At 50.4% G+C, this 25712-nt stretch carries 18 protein-coding genes; 7 read left to right on the forward strand and 11 right to left on the reverse strand.

Translation table 11 applies throughout. The features are described 5' to 3' along the window. Window positions 1–2: 2 nt before the first annotated feature. Window positions 3–689, reverse strand: coding sequence for a hypothetical protein (locus N7922_RS12820; protein WP_263096617.1), 687 nt, complete (start codon window positions 687–689; stop codon window positions 3–5). A gap of 246 nt (window positions 690–935) precedes the next feature. On the opposite strand from N7922_RS12820, the gene N7922_RS12825 reads away from it, so the two are divergent. The 3 genes from N7922_RS12825 to N7922_RS12835 are packed head-to-tail and all read left to right on the forward strand — an operon-like array spanning window position 936 to window position 3006. Continuing rightward, window positions 936–1307 (forward strand): septal ring lytic transglycosylase RlpA family protein, encoded by a 372-nt coding sequence (locus N7922_RS12825; RefSeq protein ID WP_263096619.1) that lies wholly within the window; start codon window positions 936–938, stop codon window positions 1305–1307. Next, complete coding sequence (locus N7922_RS12830) at window positions 1304–1867, forward strand: hypothetical protein (RefSeq protein ID WP_263096620.1); 564 nt, start codon at window positions 1304–1306, stop codon at window positions 1865–1867. The genes N7922_RS12825 and N7922_RS12830 overlap by 4 nt, the downstream gene beginning before the upstream one ends. A 23-nt stretch (window positions 1868–1890) precedes the next feature. Beyond that, entirely contained in the window at window positions 1891–3006 is a 1116-nt protein-coding gene (locus tag N7922_RS12835) for an endonuclease/exonuclease/phosphatase family protein (RefSeq protein WP_263096622.1), read from the forward strand. A gap of 51 nt (window positions 3007–3057) precedes the next feature. Here N7922_RS12835 and N7922_RS12840 read toward each other — a convergent pair whose 3' ends face one another. Then, a complete protein-coding gene (locus tag N7922_RS12840) occupies window positions 3058–3738 on the reverse strand; it encodes a type 1 glutamine amidotransferase domain-containing protein (RefSeq protein WP_263096624.1) in 681 nt (226 codons plus the stop codon). A gap of 136 nt (window positions 3739–3874) precedes the next feature. Between N7922_RS12840 and N7922_RS12845 the strand changes: the two genes are divergently transcribed. Then, on the forward strand, window positions 3875–4810 hold the full coding sequence (locus tag N7922_RS12845; protein ID WP_263096625.1) for a LysR family transcriptional regulator: 936 nt from the start codon (window positions 3875–3877) through the stop codon (window positions 4808–4810). A 282-nt stretch (window positions 4811–5092) separates the two neighbouring features. On the opposite strand, the gene N7922_RS12850 is transcribed toward N7922_RS12845, so the two are convergent. The 6 genes from N7922_RS12850 to N7922_RS12875 form a co-directional block, all read right to left on the reverse strand. Next, window positions 5093–5407 (reverse strand): hypothetical protein, encoded by a 315-nt coding sequence (locus N7922_RS12850; RefSeq protein ID WP_263096626.1) that lies wholly within the window; start codon window positions 5405–5407, stop codon window positions 5093–5095. A gap of 120 nt (window positions 5408–5527) precedes the next feature. Further along, a complete protein-coding gene (locus N7922_RS12855) occupies window positions 5528–6202 on the reverse strand; it encodes a hypothetical protein (protein WP_263096627.1) in 675 nt (224 codons plus the stop codon). Window positions 6203–6628: 426 nt separating this feature from the next. After that, window positions 6629–7600 carry a D-2-hydroxyacid dehydrogenase family protein gene (locus N7922_RS12860; protein ID WP_263096629.1) on the reverse strand — a complete coding sequence of 324 codons (972 nt, stop codon included), beginning with the start codon at window positions 7598–7600 and terminating at the stop codon, window positions 6629–6631. Window positions 7601–7779: 179 nt separating this feature from the next. Then, entirely contained in the window at window positions 7780–8235 is a 456-nt protein-coding gene (locus N7922_RS12865; protein WP_263096630.1) for a hypothetical protein, read from the reverse strand. A gap of 428 nt (window positions 8236–8663) precedes the next feature. After that, on the reverse strand, window positions 8664–10124 hold the full coding sequence (locus N7922_RS12870; protein ID WP_263096631.1) for a pyridoxal phosphate-dependent decarboxylase family protein: 1461 nt from the start codon (window positions 10122–10124) through the stop codon (window positions 8664–8666). A gap of 11 nt (window positions 10125–10135) precedes the next feature. Continuing rightward, a complete protein-coding gene (locus N7922_RS12875; protein WP_263096632.1) occupies window positions 10136–11521 on the reverse strand; it encodes a diaminobutyrate--2-oxoglutarate transaminase in 1386 nt (461 codons plus the stop codon). A gap of 530 nt (window positions 11522–12051) precedes the next feature. Here N7922_RS12875 and lysC point away from each other — a divergent pair. The 3 genes from lysC to N7922_RS12890 all read left to right on the forward strand — a co-directional run bounded on the left by lysC (window position 12052) and on the right by N7922_RS12890 (window position 15120). Continuing rightward, entirely contained in the window at window positions 12052–13413 is a 1362-nt protein-coding gene (gene lysC / locus N7922_RS12880; protein WP_263096633.1) for a lysine-sensitive aspartokinase 3, read from the forward strand. Window positions 13414–13523: 110 nt separating this feature from the next. Next, window positions 13524–13811, forward strand: coding sequence for a VF530 family DNA-binding protein (locus tag N7922_RS12885; protein WP_061495766.1), 288 nt, complete (start codon window positions 13524–13526; stop codon window positions 13809–13811). Window positions 13812–13818: 7 nt separating this feature from the next. After that, a complete protein-coding gene (locus N7922_RS12890) occupies window positions 13819–15120 on the forward strand; it encodes a glycoside hydrolase family 10 protein (RefSeq protein ID WP_263096634.1) in 1302 nt (433 codons plus the stop codon). 13 nt (window positions 15121–15133) lie between these two features. Here N7922_RS12890 and N7922_RS12895 read toward each other — a convergent pair whose 3' ends face one another. The 3 genes from N7922_RS12895 to N7922_RS12905 form a co-directional block, all read right to left on the reverse strand. Continuing rightward, window positions 15134–15694: an RNA polymerase sigma factor gene (locus N7922_RS12895; RefSeq protein WP_263100901.1), complete on the reverse strand. Its 561-nt coding sequence runs from the start codon at window positions 15692–15694 to the stop codon at window positions 15134–15136. Window positions 15695–15699: 5 nt separating this feature from the next. After that, complete coding sequence (locus N7922_RS12900) at window positions 15700–16128, reverse strand: hypothetical protein (protein WP_263096635.1); 429 nt, start codon at window positions 16126–16128, stop codon at window positions 15700–15702. A gap of 92 nt (window positions 16129–16220) precedes the next feature. Then, window positions 16221–25658 carry a hypothetical protein gene (locus tag N7922_RS12905; RefSeq protein WP_263096636.1) on the reverse strand — a complete coding sequence of 3146 codons (9438 nt, stop codon included), beginning with the start codon at window positions 25656–25658 and terminating at the stop codon, window positions 16221–16223. Between the last annotated feature and the right edge of the window lie 54 nt (window positions 25659–25712).

The raw sequence follows: 25712 nt of genomic DNA on the forward strand, positions 1-25712 counted from the left end.
TACTATCCGTGTTTTCGTGTGACTCTCCGCCGCTCTTTTTGGTGTGCACGTTTGAGCTGCCCGCGCCATAGATGGTTATGCAGGCAAAACGCCTTAGTGCGGTAAAACATCACGCTGTTGAGGCATATAAAGGCGCAGCCACTGAATATCACTGCCAGCACAGCGGTAACGAGATGGGTAGTGTGGCTCGGCGTTCCTGTCAGCCAGGGGGAAACAGCCGCGATGAAATTGATCAGCGTGCCCAATGCGGTCAGCAAAATAAGGATGAGAAAAAATCTAAACGCGCGCAGAAAACCCTTGGCGGTAAAAAGCGCCGCAGCGTAGAGCAGCAGGATATATACCATTGCCGCAGGCAGGATCCCGGCAAAGAGTTTAAATTCCGGCCAGCCAAACCAGCGAAATAGCGCCATCCATAACGGAACCTGCCACATCATATAGCTAAACATCGTGAGAAGCGTGCTGCCGGACAGCGGTAGCGCCATCGTGTGTAAACCAACCGGCCCGCCAGCTCTGTCCAGCAGACGATCCCGCAGAGAATCGAGTTTATCGTCATCGTAGGTCCGCTTTTTCTTGTCGACGATCATGCTGAGCACGAGGCTTTTTTTGATATTTTTCATCATTGCGGTAGGGGTTATGTCCTGTAATTGTGGATTAATCAATACAAACAGAGAGAAGCCATCCTGCGCCATTTTACCGTTTCCAGGGCACGCTTTTTACGCTTTTCCATAATGAGTGACCCACCGTTTTTAGGGATCTGAGAAATAAAATGGTGGCATTCATTGCAGCAGAAACGGAATTAAGAATAATCCGAATAGCGTGTATTTTTAAATTTCCCACACAGATACTTTTATCACTGAAATAACGGATACGCGTATTATCAGCGCAACGGCTAAACGAGTGTGTTCGTTACTTTTTTAAGAATAGTGGAGTGAAAAATGGGACTTCCCGTATCCGGGCTGGCATCGACCTATTCAGATTTCTTTATTAATAAAATGACGGCAAGTGGGGATATTTATATGCACACAGGCTTTACCGCTGCATTATTGCCGCGTGAAAGGTGGCATGACGTTCCGCTTGGGACCAAACTCAAGCTGACGTATCAAGGACGCTCCGTTATCGTCAAGGTTAACGATCGTGGTGCCGGTGATGGCTCAATGGCGCGCGTTCTTGACTTGAGCCGCGCCGCCTACGCCAGTCTGACCGGGCTACCGCTTAGCGCAATTACCGATAAAACAGCGGGTATTATCAATCTGCAATCCATTGTTATTGTGCCGCCGAATTCAGCACTGGGACCTGTATCAAAATGAATAAAATGAATGCGTTACGGCTTGCAGGCGCACTGACCAGCCTGGTGATATTTTCTTGCCCGGCAGCGGAGACCCTCCCGGATGCGGTAAATCAGTTGATGGCGTCGCCTGTGCGTAATCTCAGCCAGGCAGACAACGATGCAGAGGGCACGGCACGTTGGGTCGCCTGGGAACAGGGAACGCCGGATGCCCGCACGTCACATTTGGCGCTGTTTGAAAAACAGAATAACGGCAACATTCAGTCTGTATGGTCAACGGCATGGTCGGACGCCTGGGCCCCGTCACTGTTGGTGCTTCAGGAGTGGCGTTGGCACGATCGTCCGCTGCTGGCCGTCACGGTGCAATTTGGCGCTGCGGCTGAACAAATCGATATTTACGGGCTGAATGAAAATAACCGTCCGCAGCGCCTGACAGGAAAAACTGCCGCCAGTATCAGTTGGAAGATCAATATATCCGGGCAGCGGTTACTGGTTCTGTATGAGGCGAAACCGACGGTGCTGAAAGCAACCTGTTACGGCTGGCAGGAAAACAAACTGGCGGTGAAATCCTGCGACGACTAATGCAATAAAGGGGAGGGTGCATAATGCGGCTGGCTTCTTATAACGTTGAGAACTTGTTTGATCGTGCGAAGGCCATGAACCAGAGCGACTGGGCTGAGGGCAAACCGATTCTGGAGAAGTTTGCCGCGTTAAATGCACTGCTTGGCGAGTTAACGTATACCGCTGAAATAAAGGAAAAAATGGTGGTATTGATGAACGAGCTGGGGTTGAAGAAGTCTGATACCGGCCCGTTCGTGATTCTGCGTCGTAACCGTGGAAAACTGCTAACCCGGCCCAAAGATGGCGGTAAAATCAGCATTATCGCTGAAGGCCGCGCAGACTGGGTCGGTTCGCTGGAACTGCGATCCGCCCCGGTGGATGAAACCGCCATGCTCCTTACCGCGCAAGTCATGATCGATCTACGCGCCGATATTCTTGCCGTTGTGGAGGCGGAAAGCCGACCCGCGTTACAGGCATTCAACAGCGAAATCCTGCCAGCACGCAAAGGCGCACCCTTCGAACATGTCATGGTCATCGACGGTAACGATGAGCGGGGCATTGACGTCGGTTTGATGACGGCCAACGCCTTTCCGATCGATACCATTCGCAGTCATGTTGACGATAAAGACCGCACAGGCGCACTGATTTTCTCCCGCGACTGCCCGGAATTTGCCATCCCGTTGAACAATGGCGAAACGCTGCATGTGTTAGTTAATCACCTGAAAAGTAAAGGTTATGGCAGCAAAGATAGCTCTGATGCCCGTCGTAAAGCGCAGGCGGAGCGGGTGAAGGCGATTTATCAGCAGCGGGTGAAAGACGGTGAAACGCTTATCGCCATTATGGGGGATTTTAACGACACACCAGACAGCCAGACGCTGGCACCGTTGCTTAAAGAGACGGATTTGCGTGACATCTTTACCCATGAAAAATTTGATAACGGCGGTTACCCCGGCACCTGGGGAAGTTGTACCGCCAGCAACAAGATTGACTATATTTTGTTGTCGCCCGCCTTATGGGAAAAAGTGACGCAGGGCGGCGTGTACCGCAAAGGCATGTGGCCTGGCGTGCGTCCGGCAAAGTGGGAAACCTATGCGGAACTGAAAAAACCGGTCAATGCCGGCTCAGATCATGCTGCGGTTTGGGTTGAGCTGGATATCTGACAGATTGACAGAAGCCAGGCTAAACCCTGGCTTCTGTGTTCTCTGGCATGTTTATGCGTTCAGTTTTTTCAACAATCTTACCGCAGCCTCTTCTGAGCTGGCCGGGTTCTGACCAGTGACCAGATTGCCATCTTCCACAACAAACGGCATCCAGTCCGCGCCTTTCACATAATGCGCACCCGAAGCGATAAACTCATCTTCAATCAGGAAAGGGACGACATCCGTTAATTCGACCGCCGCTTCTTCACCATTCGTAAAGCCCGTTACTGTGCGTCCTTTGATTAACAGGTCGCCGTTTGGCGCTTTTACGTGGCGCAGCACACCTGGTGCATGGCAAACAAAGGCGATCGGTTTACCTGCCTGGTTAAACGACTCAATCAACTGGATCGACGTCCGGGATTCAGCCAAATCCCACAAAGGACCGTGGCCACCAGGATAGAAAACGGCGTCGAAATCGTCATGGGTAACAGTCTCCAGTTTGACGGTCGACGCCAATGCGTGTTGCGCAGCGTTATCGGATTTGAAACGGGTCGTGAGCGTGGTCTGGAATTCAGGCAAATCGCTTTTAGGATCGAGTGGAGGCTGACCGCCAGCAGGAGAGGCCAACACAATATCGGCGCCAGCATCTTTGAAAACGTAGTAGGGCGCAGCAAACTCCTCAAGCCAAAAACCTGTCTTTTTACCGGTGTTACCGAGTTCATCATGCGATGTCAGAACCATCAAAATTTTCATCAGTAATCCTTAATTTTTAGTCTGTTTGTCGTTTACTTCGTGAGTAATGCTTCGTTTTAAGCAGAGTAACCCGTGTAGAAATTCATGGCTAACAAGGTTATTTTAGCAGGGGTATAAATAAATTTATGAGGTGACGATGTCTCTGGTTCGTTTGCGCACGTTTATGGAAGTTTATCGCCAGCGGTCCATTTCCGGCGCGGCCCGGGCGCTGAATCTTACTCAACCCGCGGTTTCTCAGCATATAAGCGGACTGGAAGTTGCTATTGGGCGGCCTCTTTTTGAACGTCTGGCGCACGGTGTTCAACCTACGGCTACAGCAGATGATCTGGCGGCGGATATTGGTAATAAACTGGATGATGCAGAATCCGCACTGGCGTCGGCAAGGGCGCGTTCAATGGATGTAGCAGGAACGCTTCAGTTAATTGGCCATGCTGATTTTATGGCCGAGAAACTGGCAGGCGAATTGCTTCCGCTCCTTGAAAGCGGCATCCGGGTTCATATGCACACCGGCGATGGTCCGGTCGTGACACAAATGGTGGCGGAAGGTCATTGCGACCTGGGATTGACGGCGCATCCTGTAACGGATCCGCGCCTGAAAGGTGACGTCATTTTCACCGATCGCGTTATCGCCGTTGCGTCACCAGCGCTGGCAGCCCGGTTGGCACACAGCAACGATTTTGCCCACGATTTACTGAAAGAGCCACTGCTGGCATATAACCTTGAACTTTCGCTTATCGATCACTGGCTGGATAAAAACGGAATGAAATGTCATGGATTGCGTCCTGCGTTGGTTGGGCAGGATTTACGCGGGTTGCGAAGTTTGCTATGCCGGGGATTTGGCTGGACGGTGATGCCAGCGTTTCTGTGCGAGCGACAGATAGCCAATGGAGAAATGGTAAAACTGAATGCACCAACAGGCGACACCGAAATCCGTTATAGCCTGGTATGGTTGCCCGGTGCATTGCGTCAGCCACGCATTGCGCATGCCAGAGAGGTCTTGTTGCAAAGGCTGGGTACTGTGAGGAACGCCAGGAATGGCACAACCGCAATAACACGAGCAGCACAATCATGACCACAAACAGCCGGATTTCGCCCGAATACACTTAAGTACGCATAATGTATATTATGTTAAATTGAATCTGGCACTGAACAGAACCATTGTTGGGCATTAATTCCCGGCCAATCAGCAAGTTGCCAGGCTTACCTCTCCTGTCCTGTTGTTTCTTACTTGCCTGCGGTCTGTCCGTCCTGCATTACGTTGTGTTGCGACTTTTATACAGGACGGTTTGACCTTACTGTGACTGGCGCTATCCCTTCCGCCACTACTCGTTCTGACAACATATCGGTGTCGGCGTTATGATGCAGAACGCAATACCCATTCAATCGTTTCTTTAAGCGGCCCTGTAATTTGCCCCTGATTAAAGCGTTTATAAGCATCATTCAGAAGCTGGATGTTGATATCCCAATTAACACCAATCGTTTGATTGACGCCCGAGCCAACACTCAGGTTTGTTTTCCCATTTGAAAATATGTGAACATGTGGATATTTTGTCGCATCAGGAGGATTACCGATAAAAGTGCCCTTATCGTTGTCCGCTTTAACACAACCATTTTCTTTTGCCGCTTTTGCAAAATCGGCAGTACTAATATCTTCATCTGGATTGTACATATTTCACCTTTAAATCTTTAAATTGAAAATGCCCGAATGCAGAAAAATTACAGTTATCTCTTCTGTATTTCGGGCGTGTATTAACATCAGGGAGAGTTGAAAAAAAACTGCTTTTATTTATCAACTCGGTGTAACTGTCCACGTTCCATCGATGTTATAAGCGACATCAAAGGTAGTTTCGCCTCCTGTCGCGTCACAGAATGCTGCGGTCAATGATGAACTGGTGAAATTCATCACTGTTCCCGCCTGATATGACCCGGTCTGAATGTAATATTTAAGGATCGGCTGACAATCCAGATTCTGATTGGGAAGCACGGTGGTAAAGTTAGATAATACTACCGAACCATCCCCCAATTGTACCGCGGATCCCGCGTTGATATTGTTCAGACTCGGGTTAAACACCGGCGAAACAATGCGGAATGACCCCGCCTGCGCCGTGGTGTCAGCCACCGGCACACTGAGCCCAAACGGGCTCAACGAAAGCGTTGTCGAGTTATTTTGCGCGTCACTGGTTGTCGCCGGAGTCAGGTCGACAGGCCGAATTGCGGACAAATACCCGGACTGCTGCCCCACCACCGGCGGGGTATTGCTTTGTTGTGCGCCAGCATAAAACTGCATATTAATCATAAAAGTGTAAGTACTACTACTGGAGGAATAAGGTGCCAGAGCAATATTCTGAATGCTGTTTGAATAAACATTACTTCCGCCGATATATACCGCAGGCTCCTGAAAGAAGAAGAAATCCTGCAGGGTATTACTCTGATTTGTCAGATTAAATCTAATTAAAGTACTCATGATGTAATTCCTTATTGCTTAGGTAGTTTAATTCGAAAATAACTTGAATATTGAATATAAAATATATTTAATTTTTTTCACACCATAGGCTTACCCCCTTATTATGGAAAGGATATATCCTTGCTACGTTAAAAATAAAATGAAGACGGTTATTTTGCAGACAATTTAAATTAATAGTCACATTAGAATACAACACAAACTAATTTATAGATCGTTACGATCAATAGGGCTAATCAGCAATATATACGCACGCCGATATAAAATTCAAAAAGCCTCCCCTGCCCCGCCAGGAGTCCCGAAAAATCAGTGATTTTATGCAGATGAAGGATTTTGGCCGTGCAGAAAAGCGTGGATTATCGCTGTTGTTGGCTCTGGCTGTTCACCCTGATGAATGGGATCCTTAGGATCCATTCACCCGAGTTGGCTTCAATTTTCCAGGAATTCAGGATTGATGACATGCGTAGTGTCGCCATCAAAAAAACGCACGACGTTATCGAACGCGGCCTTGAAATAGAGTGCGTAACTCTCCTTTTCCACATAGCCTAAATGTGGCGTGCACAACGCGTTGGGCAGCTTTAAAAAAGGATTGTCGGGATCGTAAACAGGTTCCTGCTCATAGACATCGAGTGCCGCAAAACCGGGTCGTCCTTGAATCAAGGCATCATAAAGCGCACCTTCGCAGACAAGTTCAGCACGGCTGGTATTTACAAACAACGCATCCGGTTTCATCAATGACAAATCCGCACGGGTAATGTTGCCCTCGGTTTCCGCCACCAACCGTTGATGCACGGTTAACACATCGCAGGATGCGAAGAATTGCTCCCGGCTTCCGGGTACTTGCAACCCGGCAGATCGCGCCTCTTCCTGCGCACGTTTGCTCCCCCACACCTGCACATTCATACCAAATGCCGCTGCATAGGTAGCAACGCGTTTACCAATTTTCCCGTAGCCCAGAATACCCAGCGTCTGGTTATTCACCGCGCGGCCAATTTCGGTTTGCCAGCGACCAGCCGCCATGGCGTTTACTGAGGGGATTAATTTTCTTCGCGATGCCATGATCAACAACCAGGTTAATTCTGCTGGAGCAACCGGTGAACCCGTGCCCTCAACGATCGCAACACCGGCTCTTGTGCAAGCGGCAATATCAATATTCCGCGCCAGCTTACCGGTCTGGCTGATCACTTTAAGGTTAGGCGCACGATGCAGAAATGCCGCATCAACCACCGTTCTTTCGCGGATCAGGATTAATGCTTCGGCAACCGACAATTGCGTATTCGCGCCCGGATCTTTACTCATATCACCCAGCGCAACGCAATGGAACCGCGCATTCTGATGTAAAAAATCGAGTTGTGCCGTTGCGAACTGATAGTCATCGGGGATTAAAATAGTGATAGCCATCTGGTAAAGATTCTCCTTAAATGTAGGGATAATCAATGTTGTCAATTATCGTGCGACAAATAAGGATTTAATTCAATACAAATTAACCAAATACCTCACCTTCCCTGCAAAATAATGCAGGAAAGGATCGGCTAAAAATATGACTTATCTTGCATGAACTTATTTATTTAAAAGAATGACTATGGCTTTGGCGCGTATACTGTTGTCACATCATGGCCATAATCATAATCCTGGAGTGGCGTCCAACCTTCAGGCTGAAGATGATAGTCTCCTACGATCACCACGAAATACGTTTGTGATTTCGTCGCCGAAAAACTATTCACAAAGAAGTTAATATTCTTCGCTTGCCCATCCTGTCTTTTCGTCGAGGTTGGCCCGCCCGCAGCATCAAAACCGTATGCCTTGTAGCTGGCATGCCATATAGCTTTAAGTGTTGTTGCATCTTCACCTTCAGGCTTATCTTCGAGGATAGTATCCAGATCCTCCGCAGTTATCCCATTTTTATCGTCAAATGGCACCTCCAGCAACAGGACAAACTTCGCTTTGCCTATGCTTTTCGAAACCGACTTCCAGCCGGTGGTTATCCATCCATCTGTGTCGTGATCATCGCCTATGAAAAATATTGTCTTTCCCATTTTCTTTTCCTTATTCACCTATTATCGACCAGACCTTTAATTTTTTAATTAAAGGTTATCTAATTTCAGGTTATTCACTGAAATTTTCATAAACTTTAGCTATAGCGTCCCGAACGACATTCAGGAAATATTTATCCTGATGTTATTCACAGGATGCGGATAAAGAGTTATGGCAGGAAAAGCTTATTACGCATGGTAAAAATTAGTCTGACTCCTGAGAAATCTCAATTTCATTAAGGATCTTTTTTGTAAATATCAACGAATCCACGGGCATAGGAAAATAATGAAAATACCTAATTCTCACTACATGATATATTTTGAAGCGGGGGTAAACTCTAATCTCTCTTTTTACGCCCTTAGCCCATCTACATGGCATAAAAAAAGCCGACAACATCGCTGTTGTCGGCTTTTATCATTTACTGGAGCGATCAGGCGTGCAATTGCATCCCGCACGCTGTCACACTGGCCAGCAGAACTTTCACGTCTTCCAGGCAAACCGTCGGGTTCAGCAACGTCAGTTTCAGGCAAGTGACGCCATCCGCTTCCGTGACACCCACGTTCGCACTGCCAGACGCCAGCAGCGCATCGCCGATGCGCTGGTTCAGTAACGCAACGGCAGAAATATCCAGGTTTTCCGGGCGGAAACGGAACAGTACGCTGGCCAGTTGCGGCTGCATAACCAGTTCCAGCAGCGGCTGTTCAGCCACAAACTGCGCAACCTGCTGCGCCAGCGTCACACCGTTATCAATGATTTCGGCGTACTGCTTTTTACCCAATGCTTCGAGACCCATCCACAATTTCAGGGCATCAAAACGACGCGTCGTTTGCAATGACTTCGATACCAGGTTCGGTACGCCGTGCTCTTCATCAAAGTCAGAGTTCAGGTACGCGGCCTGGTAGCGCATCAGTTGGTAATGACGGGCATCTTTCAGCAAGAATGCGCCACAACTGATGGTCTGGAAGAACTGTTTATGAAAGTCCAGGGTGACGGAATCCGCTAACTCAAGACCATTCAGGAAGTGACGATACTTCTCAGAGAGCAGTAACGCCCCGCCCCATGCAGCATCAACGTGCATCCAGATCTGCTGTTCGGCCGCCAGCGCAGCGATCTGTGCTAACGGATCGATCGCGCCTGCATCGGTGGTCCCGGCGGTAGCAACGATCGCCATCACCTGCTCACCGTTGGCTTTCGCCTCCGCCAGCTTCGCCGCCAGATCGTTAACATCCATGCGCGAGAAAGCATCGGTTTTCACCAGCGTAACGGACTGATAGCCCAGGCCCATCAGCGCCATGTTCTTCTGCACCGAGAAGTGGGCATGTTCAGAACACAGTACTTTGATTTTGCTGAGATTACCGGTCAGGCCATGCTGCTGAACCGAGTGGCCCTGACGCGCAAAAAACGCATCACGCGCCAGCATCAGCCCCATCAGGTTGCTCTGAGTACCACCACTGGTGAAGACCCCGGCATCGCCCGCCTGATAACCGACCTGCTCACGCAGCCACTCAATCAGCTTGATCTCAATGATCGTAGCCGACGGGCTTTGATCCCACGAATCCATGCTCTGGTTAGTGGCGTTGATCAACACTTCCGCCGCCTGGCTGATCACCAGGCTCGGACAATGCAGGTGCGCCACGCATTGCGGGTGGTGAACAGACAGGCTGTCTTTGAGGAAATACTCAACAGCGCGCTCAATGGCGGCCTGGTTGCCCAGGCCCTGAGCGGTAAACGCTAAATTGATGCGCTCACGCAACTGCTCAACACTTTTGCCCTGGTACATCTCAGGTTGTTGCAGCCACTGAACCACCGCTTTGGTGCTTTGTTCAATGGCGTCCTGATAGGCGGCAATACTCTGCGCAGAACCGGACAGAATCGGATTTAAATCAGACATGCCATCTCCGATTAAACAGGCTTAACGCCAGCGCCCAGCAGTGCGCTTTCAAATTTATCGAGGAACACTTCCAGCTCTGCATTGGTGATCAGCAGCGATGGCAGCAGACGCAGCACGCAACCATTACGGCCGCCGCGTTCCAGAATCAGGCCCGCTTCAAAGCATTTTTTCTGCAGCAGTGCGGAAAGTTCGCCGTCAGCCGGATAGCAACCCAGTTGATCCTTCGCTTCGTTCGGTTTAACGATCTCAATACCAATCATTAAGCCCAAACCACGGATGTGGCCCATCACCGGGAAACGTTTTTGCAGTTCCGCCAGTTTGCCTTTCAGCCACTCGCCCTGAACGGCAACTTTATCGGCAATACGCTCTTCTTTCAGGATCTTCAGCGTGGTCAGACCGGTGGCCATGGCCAGTTGGTTGCCACGGAAAGTACCGGTGTGGTGACCCGGAGCCCAGGCATCGAACTGTTTTTTGATACCCAGAACGGCCAGCGGTAAACCGCCGCCAACGGCTTTGGACATCACGATGATGTCCGGCTCAATACCGGCATGCTCGAAGGCAAACAGTTTACCAGTACGGGCAAAACCAGCCTGCACTTCGTCGATGATCAGCATAATGCCGTGCTCTTGCGTCACCTTACGGATACGCTGCAGCCACTCTGCCGGCGCCGGGTTCACACCGCCCTCGCCCTGCACCGCTTCGAGGATCACCGCTGCCGGTTTGCGTACGCCGCTTTCAACGTCGTTAATCAGGTTTTCGAAGTAGTAAGTTAATGCTTTAACGCCAGCTTCACCGCCAATGCCCAGCGGGCAACGGTACTGGTGCGGATAAGGCATAAACTGCACTTCCGGCATCATGCCGTTGACCGCTTCTTTCGGCGACAGGTTGCCGGTAACGGAAAGCGCGCCGTGCGTCATACCGTGATAGCCACCAGAGAAGCTGATCACGCCAGAACGGCCAGTCACTTTTTTCGCCAGCTTCAGCGCGGCTTCAACAGCATCCGCACCGGACGGACCGGTAAACTGCAGGCAGTACTCTTTGCCCTGACCCGGCAACAATGACAGCAGATAAGAGGAGAACTCATCTTTCAGCGGGGTGGTCAGATCGAGCGTATGTAACGGTAAGCCACTGGTAATGACACTTTGAATGCTTTGAAGCACCTCAGGATGATTATGCCCAAGCGCCAGAGTCCCTGCGCCCGCCAGGCAGTCAAGATACTGCTTATTCTCAACATCGGTGATCCAGACGCCCTGCGCTTTGGCAATAGCCAACGGCAGCTTGCGAGGATAGCTCCTGACGTTAGATTCAAACTCAGCTTGTCTTGCTAAAAAGGTTTCATTGCTCTGCGGTAATGAATTAGCACTCAAAGTATCAATACGGACTTTATCCGTCATCATATCACTCCTACAACCGGGAGTATCTTTAACACCGGGTTGAATAAAAGGTTTAAAGGGGGCTTACAAAAAGCGCGGCTAATATATGTTGTTTTAGCAACGGACTCAATATTTTATTTTTATAAATTCTTTCACAAAATTTCTCTTTAAAATCAACATATAACAACAAACATGATTACCTGAAATATTTTTTTTCATTGGTTACAGGCAAATCGTAAGGAAAATATCGATTCAGCGAGTTAAATCACTTACTATGCCCGCGGTAAATTCCCCGCACGGTGAAACAAAAGGAAACAAACAATTTAAGTTAAGCCACTCATACGCATCATCCCGGTAACTTGTCACAGGCCAGACAGGTTATTGACAACAGGAGCCAGGCTCCTGGGTTGTAATCAGAAATGTTCGCGGGCGGACATTTCATAAGGCGTAAGTTGCTGTATCAATGGGTTTTTCCATCCAGACAGTCAACTGCCCTTATGCCGAAATGAAAATTTTCATGCCATTAATTGATGGCGCCCTGATATGAGATTGTTATGACACGCATTTATCCACACATCGTCGTTGCCAAATTTGGCGGCACCAGCGTAGCCGACTTTGACGCGATGAACCGTAGTGCCGCCATTATTCTTGCCGATCACCATGTCCGTCTGGTTGTGTTGTCTGCTTCTGCAGGTGTGACCAACCTGTTAGTCGAACTTGCCGCAGGCCTCGAAAGCCGCGACCGCCAGGACAAAATCGAAACCCTGCGCGCTATCCAGCACAACATTATTTCTCGCCTGAAACAGCCTGAGGCTATCGGTCAGGAAATCGACCATCTGCTTGAGAACATCAGCCGCCTTGCGGAAACGGCCGCGAGCGCGCCGTCCGCCGCACTGAGTGATGCGCTGGTGAGCCATGGCGAGCTGATGTCTTCCCTGCTGTTTGTTGAGGTCCTGCGTGAACGCGGCGTTGAAACAGAGTGGTTCGACGCGCGCAAAGTCATCCGCACCAACGATCATTTCGGCTGCGCTGAACCGGTGATTAGCGCTACCGCGGAACTGGCAGAGAAGCAATTGCGCCCGCGTATTGAGCAGGCATTAATTATCACCCAGGGGTTTATTGGCAGTGATGCCGCCGGACATACGACCACCCTGGGCCGCGGCGGCAGCGATTACACTGCGTCGTTACTTGGCGAAGCCTTGCAGGCTGACCGTGTGGATATCTGGACCGACGTTGCGGGGATCTATACCACCGACCCGAGGATTGTCCCTCAGGCGCAGCGTATCGATGAAATCTCATTTTCCGAAGCCAGCGAAATGGCGACATTTGGCGCCAAAGTTCTGCACCCGGCAACTTTACTGCCGGCAATGCGTAAAAACATCCCGGTGTTTGTCGGCTCCAGCAAAGATCCGTCTGCGGGCGGAACCCGTGTCTGCTGCAACGCCGAGAATCCACCGCGTTATCGCGCTCTTGCCGTTCGTCGCAAGCAAACGCTGTTGAAATTACACAGCGTGAATGCACAACCCGCCCACGCTTTTTTGGCCGACATGTTTGCGATTTTATCGCGCCATCATGTGGCGATGGATTTAGTGACCACGTCCGAAACGAGTATCGCACTGATCCTGAACTCAACCGGCGCCACGTCCGGCGAAGCAGACACGCTTACCACCTCGTTACTGACTGAACTCTCATCACATTGTCGTGTTGATGTAGAAGCCGAGCTGGCGTTAGTCACCCTGATTGGTAATACGCTCTCACACACCGCAGGGATCTGCCAGCCGGTCTTCGCCGGCATGGAACACCACCCGGTGCGGATGATTTGTCATGGCGCGTCCAGTCACAATCTCTGTTTCCTGCTTCCGGCAGACGCCGCAGACAGCGCAATAAAGACGCTGCACCGCAGTCTGTTTGAATAACACCCCCGGCAACGGGCGGGTTGATTAACCGCCCGTTGCCGGGCATTCTGCTTTCTTGTAACCTTCCGGCGACAAGCCTGTTATCACACTCTGACATGACCGGACTCCACATGGCAGCTCACGCTTCAAAAGATCCTTTGCATGGCGTTACGCTTGAAATGCAAGTCAATGCGCTGGTGGCCCGTTTCGGCTGGCTCGCCTTGAGTAAACGGATCAATATCAATTGCTTTAAGAACGAACCCAGCGTTAAATCCAGTTTGAAGTTTTTGCGTCGGACTCCCTGGGCACGCGCCGAAGTTGAAGCGCTGTATCTTGAATCCCTGGAAGATATCGTCCCTGAAAAAGCGGATGAGCCCACCTTTAACCCGTGGGCCAACAGTCGCATAAAGAAGAGTTAATACTCAGATGTTGCTACAAAAATCAGGCGTACTGATTGCCACCGCGCTGTTACTGGCCAGTTGCGCTTCCCGTCCTCCCAAGTCGCTCATTACCCCGCTTCCTCCGGTGGCAAAACAACCGCTACCGACCCAAACGAAAAAAAGCCACGAAACGGTGCGCGGTGTCTGGCTGACAACCGTTTCCCGTCTCGACTGGCCGCCGTTAACCTCGGTCAATGGCAGCGCTGCCGCCGTTCGCATCCGCCAGCAACAGGACGCCCTGAAACAGAAGCTGGACAAACTGAAAGAGCTTGGCATTAACACGGTGTTCTTCCAGGTCAAACCGGATGGCACCGCCTTGTGGCCTTCAAAAATTTTGCCCTGGTCAGATATGCTGACCGGCAGCATTGGCGCGGATCCCGGTTACGATCCGCTGCAATTTATGCTGGATGAAGCCCACAAACGCGGCATGAAAGTGCATGCATGGTTTAACCCTTATCGCGTTTCGGTGAACACCAAACCGGGCACCATTGCCGAACTCAACCGCACATTGCCACTGCACCCCGCCAGCGTTTTTGTTCTGCACCGCGACTGGATCCGCACGGCGGGCGATCGCTTCGTTCTCGATCCTGGCATTCCGGAAGCGCGGGACTGGATCACCAGTATCGTTGCCGAAGTGGTGTCGCATTATCCGGTGGATGGCGTGCAGTTCGATGACTATTTCTATACAGAAACCCCGGGTTCAACGCTGAATGACAATGACACCTTCAGGAGATACGGTCAGGGTTTTGCGTCCAAAGCGGACTGGCGACGGAATAATACGCAACAGTTAATTGAGCAGGTCTCGCGCACCATCAAACAACTGAACCCCAATGTCGAGTTTGGTGTCAGCCCTGCGGGCGTTTGGCGCAACCGCTCGTTCGACCCGGCCGGTTCCGACACGCGAGGCGCCGCCGCATACGATGAATCGTTTGCCGACACGCGCCGCTGGGTGCAACTGGGTTTACTGGATTATATTGCTCCACAGCTGTACTGGCCGTTCTCACGTGATGCCGCCCGTTATGACGTGCTGGCAAAATGGTGGGCGGATGTGGTGAAACCGACCAACACGCGTCTTTATATTGGCGTGGCGCTGTATAAAGTCGGCGAACCGTCGGCAAAAGAGCCGGACTGGACGGTGCAAGGCGGCGTTCCGGAGCTGAAAAAACAGCTCGATTTGAACGAAACCGTGCCGCAAATTAACGGCACGATCCTGTTCCGGGAAGATTTTCTTAACCAGCCGCAAACCCAGCAAGCCGTCAATTACATCAAAAGCCGCTGGGGCGGTTAAGGCATTTGTTCCGTTAACTTTCCATCAGTTCATCATAGAGATTACGTAGCCGTGTTCGCAGATAGAGCACGGCTTTATGCTTGCGGGATAACAACGTCTGGACGCTGACGCCGGTTTCCTCCGCCAACGCTTTATAGCTGTAGCCCTGCAATTCCGTTTGCTCAAAGACGTCCCGCTGTTCCGGTGTCAACTCACTCAACGCCGTGTTCAGTTCTGCCCATAACACGGTTTTGAGATACTCCTCTTCCGGTGTTTGCGCCACGCCGAACAGGGTTTCCGCAATTTCATCCTCCGGAAAATCGTTATCCTCATCGTCAGTAAAAAAGCCAGATAGCGGAAGCTCCCGTTTTTTGCGCGCACGATCGGTCATCTCGTTGCGCGCCGCACGAAACAACCAGGCGGCAACGTTCTCCACCGGTTGTTCAACGTTGATTAATTGCAGGGTAATTTCCTGCAAAATATCGTCGGCTTCATCGCGCCCGGCGGTGCGCCCGCGGATGAACGCGTTCAGCCGCGCTCGGCAGGCGCTGAGCGCCGACATCAGCAACGACTCCCTCGCAATGCCGCTTTTCATCACATTCACTCGGCATCCGGCGTGTTGGGGTTGGGAGCTTGTGGTTTTTCGGCCTCCTGTTCACGTCCGCGCCAGCCGCAGTGACCACGGTGGCCGTGATGACCAAATCCTTCACGACGGGTACGAATAAATTCTTCACGTTGTTCCGGCGTCATTTGCATCCAGCGTTCATGCATCCGGCGGTGTCGACCAAACATCCCCGGTCGGAAACCCAGCCCACCAAACAGAACGCGGCACAACACCAGCAACCCGAGCGCCTGCCAGAAGCCTATCGTTTTCACCCCGACAATCGCTGGCAGAACAGCATTCCATAGCGACATCACCACCAGGCCGAGAACAACCAGTAACACAACGCCAATCACCAGCGGTTTAGCAAATCGGTGACCACCAAACCGATGGCCGCAATGATGCCCACGCATATCAAACTCTCTCATTCTATGTTTACCTCATAACAGTAGCGAAAAATGACCTGTGATGAAGTAGACGAATCAGAGACGGAAATATTGCCGAAAAAAATAAAAAACATTCATGAAACGCTTCCCGTCCCTCCCAAATATTTATCCAACAGGTCTGCGGAAAAAGCGCTCAGGGTGAGGATATCCATGCAGCGTTCGGCAAACGCTTCCGCACTGTTGATCTCATCACTACATAACGCTCTGAACTGTTCCAGGGTGACATAGAGTCCGCTCTGATACTCAGGATATTCATCCAGAAGTACCCGCTCATCGAAAACGCCATTAACGAAATCCGCGACGTTGTTAATCAGATCCGTAAACAGATCGGCTTCGCGCCGGGTTCTCTTCGTTTTCACACTTTTGTACAGCCCCAATAATCGATTCCAGAAATCATGGTTGCGACTGCTCTGGTTGATGATTTTGGTCCGTTCCGCAGGGGATAAATCGGCAGGAACATATGTTCTGAAGCGGTTAAAAACAGACGGGTTATTGTGTATTCTGGCACTGAAACGAAGCGGATATGCCACCACTTTTTTATCCAACAAATAGGCCAGTGCTTTGCCTGTGGGGACAAGACCAAATGCGCCATAGCAGGATTCCAGCTTAATTTCTCGTATGCTGCCCAGATTCAGCGGCGGGGTTTCCCGCAGCGCCAATCCTTTGATCACCTCCGACAGTTCGTACGCATCCATATAGTTAACGTTAGACGCTGCGCCATGAAGCCTCACCGTTAATATCGGACCGTCAGCAAAGAAGCGGGCATCCCGCCCCAGCAATGATGTCAGGCGCAGGTTAGTTAATGAGATGTCGCCCGCCTGCACGCCATATTTGCTGAAAAGCTCTTCCGGAAACTGACTCGCTTTCACCACCGCATTGTTACTGGTCAGCCGCGGATCCAAACGGGCGGGATTCACCATCATGAACTCCTCCTCTCCCAGGCTGTACATCAGGTGATGTGCGGAGAAAGAGTCAGCGCCAGAATCACCGAATATCACCAGCTTACCTTTTGGCAGGGCCCCCAGTGCCGTACTGTTGGGCACCTTTTGAGGCGTAACGAAAAATTGTTTTACCGAACGGTTGATCTCAGTACCCGCCTGCTGAGTCCCGGACTTAAACAGAGGCGTTAATATGGCTTGCAACGCCAGCGCCTGCTCTGGTGCCAGTTCACCTGACTGTCGTAAAAGGTCAGTAGATTTGGTGAGCACCACCTGGGCATCAGCAACCGTCTCTGTTGCCTGCTCTGCCAGCGTTTTCAGCGTTAGGCTTTCTTCTCTAATAATCTCTTTCGGTTCCGCCGCAATAAGGTGTATATCACGAGTGTCACCGCCCCGGCGTCGAAAGGTGGTTCCAGTAAATTCACCCAACTGTTCGGCGGTGATGATCTGCTTACCCTCTCCTAACGCAGGATCAAGCACATTATTCTTCACCCCGGCAAACCGGCCATTACCCAGACTGACCATTATATGGACTGGCCTGGCCTCCATAGCCGATAAAGCAGGATCGGTCGCCGTAAAGAGCAGCACATCACCCTGCCGCACCCGCAACAGGCTTTCCATACTGTCAACAGTCTGCGTACGCGCAAACAGTGATTTCACATTCACAAACTCCGGTTCACCTGTCGCCTGTTTCAGCCCTTTACGTAAAGCATCCCCGGGTCCGCGACTAAGAAGTTCTGCATTTTCCAGTAAATCAACGGCATAGTCCAAACTAACATCAGAGACAACGTCTGTCAGCCTGCTGCGCCTCGCGGCTTCTCGTACCGGATTGGAAAAACCGAGCCCTATCACCGGCATTTTTTTTTGTGTACCCGCGACTGTGTCGGCAACCTGGGTAGCAGGGTAATACCAGCTCGGCCGCAACAGTACTTTGGCATTCGGAATAAGCGAATTCGGGCCATAGAAAAAATACTTGCTGAACGGCCCGAAATCGGTAGTTGCCGCCGCACGGGTCGGGTAGTCGCCGTATTTGATCAGACTCCGGCTGGTGAGATTGGCATATTTTTGCGCCCATAATGCTTCTGGTAAAATGATCGGTCCATTTAATTCAGCATATATGCCACCAAATTGAGCGGCAGTAAGGTCGAAAACATAGTCACCGCCCTTTTCACCTCTACGCGCAACAATAACGTAATGATTTACCGGCTTTCTATCGGTTCCATGAATGAAAAATGCCATGGCGCGGTAACGAATTTCTTCAAAACCATTCCTGGCGAGATAAGCGGCGACATAAGAAGAGACATATTCACATTTCTCTTTTGGGTAATTGATCGACTGTGATATTTCACCAACCCCTCTCATTTTTGTCAGATATTCTTGCGCATCAAATTCATTCCCACCATTCAAATTTTCCAGAACCTTTTCTTTTTTTAAATCTTCGCGCATCTGTTGGATTCCCATCACCACGTCATCACGGCTTGATGCTCGTTTTCCTCCACCACGCAAGCCTCCGTACGCAATGTTTATTTTCCATTTTCCATTTTCAAAAACAATAGGTTCACCGTAGGCGAAACGCCCCGGATTTTTCGGGTCGACTGTGCGCCATGTATAGGATGCATCATCCCAGCGTATCTGGTAGGTGTTGTCGTCTACACTAATGTAATACTCTTTATTCTGATTATTGATAGTGGAAGGAACATAAACCTCAGCATCTTTTACTTTACTTTTATACATTTTCCATATATCCACATCCGTGCGTGCGTATTTTTTATTAATCCCACGAGTCTGGGCAATCGGAACGTCCTCGGGCACCAGGACACGAAGATTTTTTGTTTTACTGATACGATGGATGGTGAAGCGGGTGATCTCTTTAATTGCTAATGGATCAATCATATCAATCAATGCCATCATGCTAATTTTTGTTATTTTTAAGGCACTAAATGCAGCGTCCTTCGCCATTTCCTTAAGAACATATAGTTGCAGTGATTTACCAGCAAGACCGTTTTTTAATCCCTGCTGCAAAAAAGTGGAAATCCCTTTCATCCGGCTAATGACAGATGCTATCTGTACACCTGCACTGACGGCAATAAATACTACGCCGATGGTATCAAGCAGTACGGATTCCATATCAACTTCGTATTCTTCATTTGTCGCGTAGTGGTAAATCTCACGATAAAAAGGAATCATAACAAAAGCGATTTTTTGCAATATGGATGGTGTATATAGCTCTCTTCTTTTAACCTCAGCAGAATTATTCAACACCGCACGAATACTGGTATTTAGCAAAGAAATGACATTATTACCAGGCTGTGTGGCATTAATATTTCGATGATAAATAATGCCATAGTCACTATTTTCTGAAAACGGTGAAGGATACTCTATGCCGCTATCAGAATTGTACAGAACCGCTTTTATCAAATTTTTCTTAGTGATCTCCCAGCGCTCTCTGAAAAGACCTATTCCCATTCCGCTATATTGTTTAAGAAAAGTATTAGAGTACAGCTCAAGATATTCATCAAAGCTAAATTTTGCGTCAGGGTTTATTTTTGTTATTTCATTCAAAAAAACATTAGCATTCATCTGATTAGCGCTAAAAACCCGGCTAAACATGGCACCAGGAAATAGCGAAAAGAAGATCCAGCGATTGTCATGCAACTGGATAAAAAGCATTTCACCGGGCATGCGGTTAGCATCTGTATCGGTAACCTTCACTTCAAAACGTAATCTTTTTTTGGTTTTTTTGAGAAGATCGGCTAACGATACCCCAGAAAATAACAAAAGAGTTTTAGCCAGCTCACTGGCATCGTAAGTGCTGTATTTTTCTTTATAAACCCTGAATTGTTCATTATAATCTGATTGATTTTCAAAATACTCACTACTGAGTACACCTGAAAGTGAAGTATAACCTTCCGGTATTTTAGTAATCTCGGTTAAAGGATTAAGATGATAAACATCAGTATAGTAATCATCGACTATTTGGGTAATATCCTGACCTTGTAGCTTACTGATTTTTTTGTTATTTTTTAAGAGCCAATAAAGAATTGGCGCAAGAAAAAAGGAGTCCTCTGTATTTTCATTAAACTGAAAGTTATTTTTATTTATTTTTTCTGCTTGCTCATTGACCCAAACGATATCTGTATAATCATTTGCCAGAGAATGTTTTTCAATACCAATGGCAGTTAAGCGGTTCACCAGGGAATTGAAAATGCTTTGTTGTTCTGACATTCTGATCACTAAATCTCTGGCAATCCGTATCGTTTTCAACTCATGAAGTTCTTTCTCGCTGTATGCTTCTCTCTCTTTTACCAACATTTTGACTTCCTGGAGGGCAAGCGTAATAATTGCTTCTTCTGTAGCCAGCGACGTGCTGTTTTGATCTGTGGAGTGTCTCAGATTGGTACCGAGTGTATTTTTTGCCAGGATAACACCCTGATCATAACCCGAATATTTTTCACTATGCAATTGTATCTGCTTATCATATTGAGTGGTTTTCTCCCGAATGTTATCAGCGATTTTCTGGAATTGTTTTTTTTCAGATTCTAATATTTTTATTTTTTCTTGTTCTTCCTTGGCGCGAGTGATTTCCTTATTACCGTCCGGTGCATTAAACTGTTCCTTAATGTTGCGCATATGAATCTGTCTTCGATTATCCGCTTCGGCTATTTTTCTGCTTACCTCTGCAATCTTAAGATCAACATTATAGCTCTCCAACAAATTTTTCTTTTTTTTAATATCCTGTACGACCAGGCGAGAATGCCAGGCAGCATAGATTTCTGTCGTATCGACAAGTCCGGTCGAGAAAGCATGATAGTAGGTATTCAGTAACGGCTCATTCCATTCATTTTTTTTCGCAGCAGGAAGCAACTGTTCTGTATAATGCATTTGTTGTTGCCTGCGTACCAGTTTATTTTTCAATATTAAAAGCTTACGCAGCTTTTCATTATCTGGTTCTGTATAAAGACGATAGAACTCCTGGTCAATAATCTGTAACAGTAATTGCAAAAGTGTATTCCAGCTAACATAATCATGTCCTGATAAGGCATGAAACAGAGCATGACGTATTTCTCTGGCAAGGTCAGTATTAATCAATAAACTGCTAATCGCATCACTAATAACCTGTGGTGCTTCCACTGCAGTTTCCCCGGCGTATTCCCACATGCCTTTGTAATTATGAACAATCACATTAACCGTTTCGTCTTTTTTCTTAACAGAAATAACACCCACATTGCCGCCAAGGAAAACAAACGGCCACCAGGCTTTATTCAGAAAAATATAGAGATCGCCATTAGGCTGACGGTAAATACCCCCATCGCCCTCCAAAGATGCCGGGAAACCCGCCGTGCGGGTATCATAACTCCAGAGCCTGGCCTCTTCTGTTAACCACGCCGACGCGGTGGTATTTTCAGGTCGTTTCCCGGTTCCGGTGGTCGGCGTTTGATCCTTATCTCCCCACTGTTGGCTCTGACGGTCTTTAAAGATATTGACGGTTTTTGCCGTACTGTCATTACGTTTTTCATAAATCGTTGCGTTGTCATATACCGTAGACGAAGCGGTTGTTTTGGTGAGTGTAACTGGCCAGAAATTAGTGGCCGCGTAAATAAACGTTTCACCGGATGCCGACTCGTAAATTCCCCGTTCTTTCTGGGTCTTAAAATCGCCTGGTGAGGGTTGCATGGCATTACGTGGGTCAAACTCTTTTTCAATCCTCTCATCGATATCCCGCGAGACAACAGACACGCCGGGCATAACCATCGGTCTGATCGTGGTTGCCGTATCCCATGTATTTTCTTTGCGCAGGACATACACGCATTTCGCACCTGTGATAATCACCCCTACGCTGTCGCTGACAAAGATAAACGGCCAGTATTTCCCTTGCAGACAGATATAGAATTTATCATCCTGATAAATCGCACCCTCATGGCCCACCGCCATCTGGTTGTATTGAAAGGTGTTACCTGCCCCCCAGCTTTGCGCAAGCTGAACCAGCGATGGCGACGCTGAGGTCACCTCGGGTTTACCCTTCACTTCGGGCAACGTTGTCACCGCCGCTGGCAGGGACTCCTCCGGTGGGAGATCAAGGAACCATTTATGAGAGTCATATTTAAAAAAAATGGGCAGGGAAGGATTATTTTCAACGATCAGTGATGTTGTGGCATAAAGCCATGCACTGACACCCTCCAGTGAATGCGCATAGACATCAATATAACGGTAGTTACCGGCGACAAACAGGTAGTTATAGTTGCCTGACGTATAGATTTGCTCATCGCTCATGTCCAGACCGATAGCCGCGACGGAAGCATTAACTCTGCTTGCCGGTGGGAATCTTTCGCGTACGGCTTTATCCAGCGCAGCATCAACACGTGTGCTACGTGGTAACGGCGGCCATATTTTTTCCTCCGCTTCCGGCGCGGGTGTCGTACTCTCTTCCGCCAACAGTCTTCGCCCCCCGGCCCGGCGGACCCGGTCATGTCTTTCCGGCTGCGGAAGGTCAATGACTATCTGGTAATCCCTCTGCGCCAGCACGGCCTGCAACGCCGTCAAATCCTCTTCGCTCAGAACGTCCTGCTCCGGGTTTCGCAACAGCCACTGTAAATACGCCGCACTGGAGATAGCCCCCAGCGCGGTCATCCCCAGCGGTACGCGATAGCGCCTGCCCAGTGCGGCAGCACGCTGCCAGCGGCCCGGCGTTGTATCGGTGTTTTGGGGCTCGCCCATCTCCACCACGGTCTCTGTTACCGGCGGGTTCAGCAGACGTGCAGCGGCCTCATGCGACGGAGGTTGCGCTGGCGCAGCTTCCTGTGGCGCTGCGCGGTAAGAGGCTGGTGCCGACTGATGGTAGCTGCACCAGAACGCATACAATGTGCCCAGCCACCAGATCCCCAGCCCCACGCCTGTCGCGACTTTTGCCACCCGCTGTGTCTCTTCTGAAGCCAGCCAGTCCATGTCATCCTGGCCCAGGCGGATAATACCTCCGCTCATGTCCATACCGGCTACCGGGCTGCCGCCTGGCAGACCAGCGGCTGGACGGAGGTCAAGCCGCCAGCGTCCGTCTTCACGCAGCACGCGCGGCGATGCCCCACTGGCGTGTGTCTCTCCGGGTTTTATCAGTCGCAGCACGCCGTGTTCCGCATCCGGCTCCACGCGATACATGCGTCCCTGCTCGCGAATAAACATCTCGCCGCCGCTGAGCCAGATATCCCCCTCTTCCCGCATGCCTTCAGGCGAGATACCCGCCATGCTCCAGCGCTCCGGCAGCCGCCGTGAGGTGAGCAGCCTTCTCCTGGCGTCGCCGGTCATTCCCTGCAGCAGGGTATCGCTTATCCATGCCTCAATGTTCTGCTCCAGTTGCCGGCGTACCTGCTGGAGTGCCGGGTGCTCGCTGGCAGCAAGGATATCGGCAACCGCGGCGCTCCATTCCAGCCACGAGTTCCCCGTGGGCAAGGTCCGTTCGCCCAGCTCTTCGCGGATCGCCGGCAGCAGTGGCAGTAACGGCAGCAAAGCGGAAAGCTGCGCCACGCCAGGCCAGAGCTGCCATTCCGGCTCCGATAACCGCGCCTGCAGATGCGCCACCTCTTGTTGTTGCGTGCGCACATCTCTGCTTTCGAGGATATTTTTCACCGACCAGGCAAGCATCAGGTTAAGGTAGTTCTGGTACCAGGGTTTCAGTTCGGGATAGTGCACCGCACCAGCCAGTACCCAGCGCAGCGTATCATCCGGCGTGGTGAGATCGCGTTGTAGCTGGAACGCGTGAATGGTCTGCAGTGTGCGCATGGCCTCCGCCGCCGACGGCGGCATGACGCCGGTCAGACGGGCGACCAGGTCCATCACCAGCACGTTGCCGGAGAGGTCTTCCTGCACAACCCGTAAAAAATTACCGAGCGTCGCGGCCCATGTTGGCGCAAGCATGGTGCGTTGATACCAGTTAACACCCAGTCGCCACAGCGGTTCCAGCATCTGACCGCCAGGCAACCAGCGCAATCCTGCGCCTACCGCCTGGCTAACCGCTGTCGACAGCGCACTGCGGTGAAATATCCCGCCCACCAAATTACCCAGTCGCTGAGTCAGGGACTGGCCAGGTTTGATAATTTGCAGGAACAGTGCGAACAGGTCGGCGGAGATCTCACCGCTAAGTTGCGATGTCAGTGATGTGAGATACGGATCCAGTCCTGCTTGCGCCATCAGTTGTCGCAAATCCGGATTATGGATCTGCATAAGCAGCCACTGTAATTGCTCGCTCGTTGCGCCCTGTACGGGGAAAGTCCCGGCCTGTTGGCTCAGGCGCAGTGCGCTGGTCAGTGCCTGCTGGTATCCCCCAGACAGGCGGGGTAACACCACGTGATGAAACAGCGGGTGCATCAACATCTGCTGCAACCAGCTCAGCACTGCAGCCGGTGTGGCGGGTTCCGGCCATGCAGGAAACGGACTGTCCTGTAATGGAGCAATACTCTCCCGTATGTGTGTTGCCAGCGCACGCAGAGGTGCCAGCAGTTCCGGGGCGATGGCATCGCTAATGACCAGAATTTGCGCCAGATACTCCTCAAACCGACGCGTGCGCGCTCCGGCGAGCAGCCCGTTTAACGCCCCGACGATCATGCGTCCCTGATTCAGCAAACTGTCCAGCTTCCCGCGTATATCCTCTGGCAATAGCACAAGTACCACAGGTGTGTTTACCAGTTCGTTTAATGCCTGCATGACCTGTTGCGCACGCATTAACATGGAGGCATCGCTGTCTTCAGGTTGCGCCAGCAAGGCGGCCACACGGATCTGCACCTGGCTGATAACGTCAACGGCGGCCTGCCACTCCGGCGATAATAACGACCGTTGGTCCTGCAGCAATGTGGCAATCTGCGTGAATTTCCCGGAGATAGGCGTGTCGCTGGCGTTAATCTGTTGCGTGGCTTCCCAGATAGTTTCCGCCATTTGCCAATAGCCGGATGCCGTTATCATTGCCGCAACATACTCACGAAGCTGCGCCACCAGCGGCAGCGACTGCAACAGTTCCGCGCCGAGAATCTCATTTAGCCTGCGTAACCGCTGCGGTAAGGTTCCCTGGCGCAACAGGTCCGCGTGATGCAAAACAAACAGCAGATCTTGTGCGGCTTTCACTCCCGCGTCGGGAAGAATATCCGCATAACGCGCCATCACCACCGCCAGTTCATGGCTATCGGAGAGATCGACAGCATTCTGATAAAAATCGGCAAAACGCAGCGTAAACTGGGCACTCTCACGCGCTGGCTCACGAATACCCACAGGCAATAACGTACCGTGACGCAGCACCCCTTCCGCCGTCAGCCGTAGTAATGCGTCCCAGGAGAGCGCATGAGCATCGGTGCGAATCAGCTGCTGCCAGACTTCGGCAGCATCCGCATAACCGTCCAGCAGATCGCTGAACGTATGACTGGCAATGTTTGCCGTCATCCGCCACAACATTCCCCGAAATGCGCCGCCCGTTTCCGGCTTCACATAATCAACATCATCTTCATCCAGCCTCCATGGGGATACCGTCGTATCACGAATGTTTTCAGGCGTATATTCAGCGGGAATGGGTGTAGCGGCATGCGCATAGTCGGGCACAATATCCCCCTTGTGATTGGCATCACCACAGTCAGATTTTTTATCTAAGCATGA

Origin of the sequence: Kosakonia sp. ML.JS2a (assembly GCF_025642095.1) — a bacterium.
GTDB lineage: Bacteria > Pseudomonadota > Gammaproteobacteria > Enterobacterales > Enterobacteriaceae.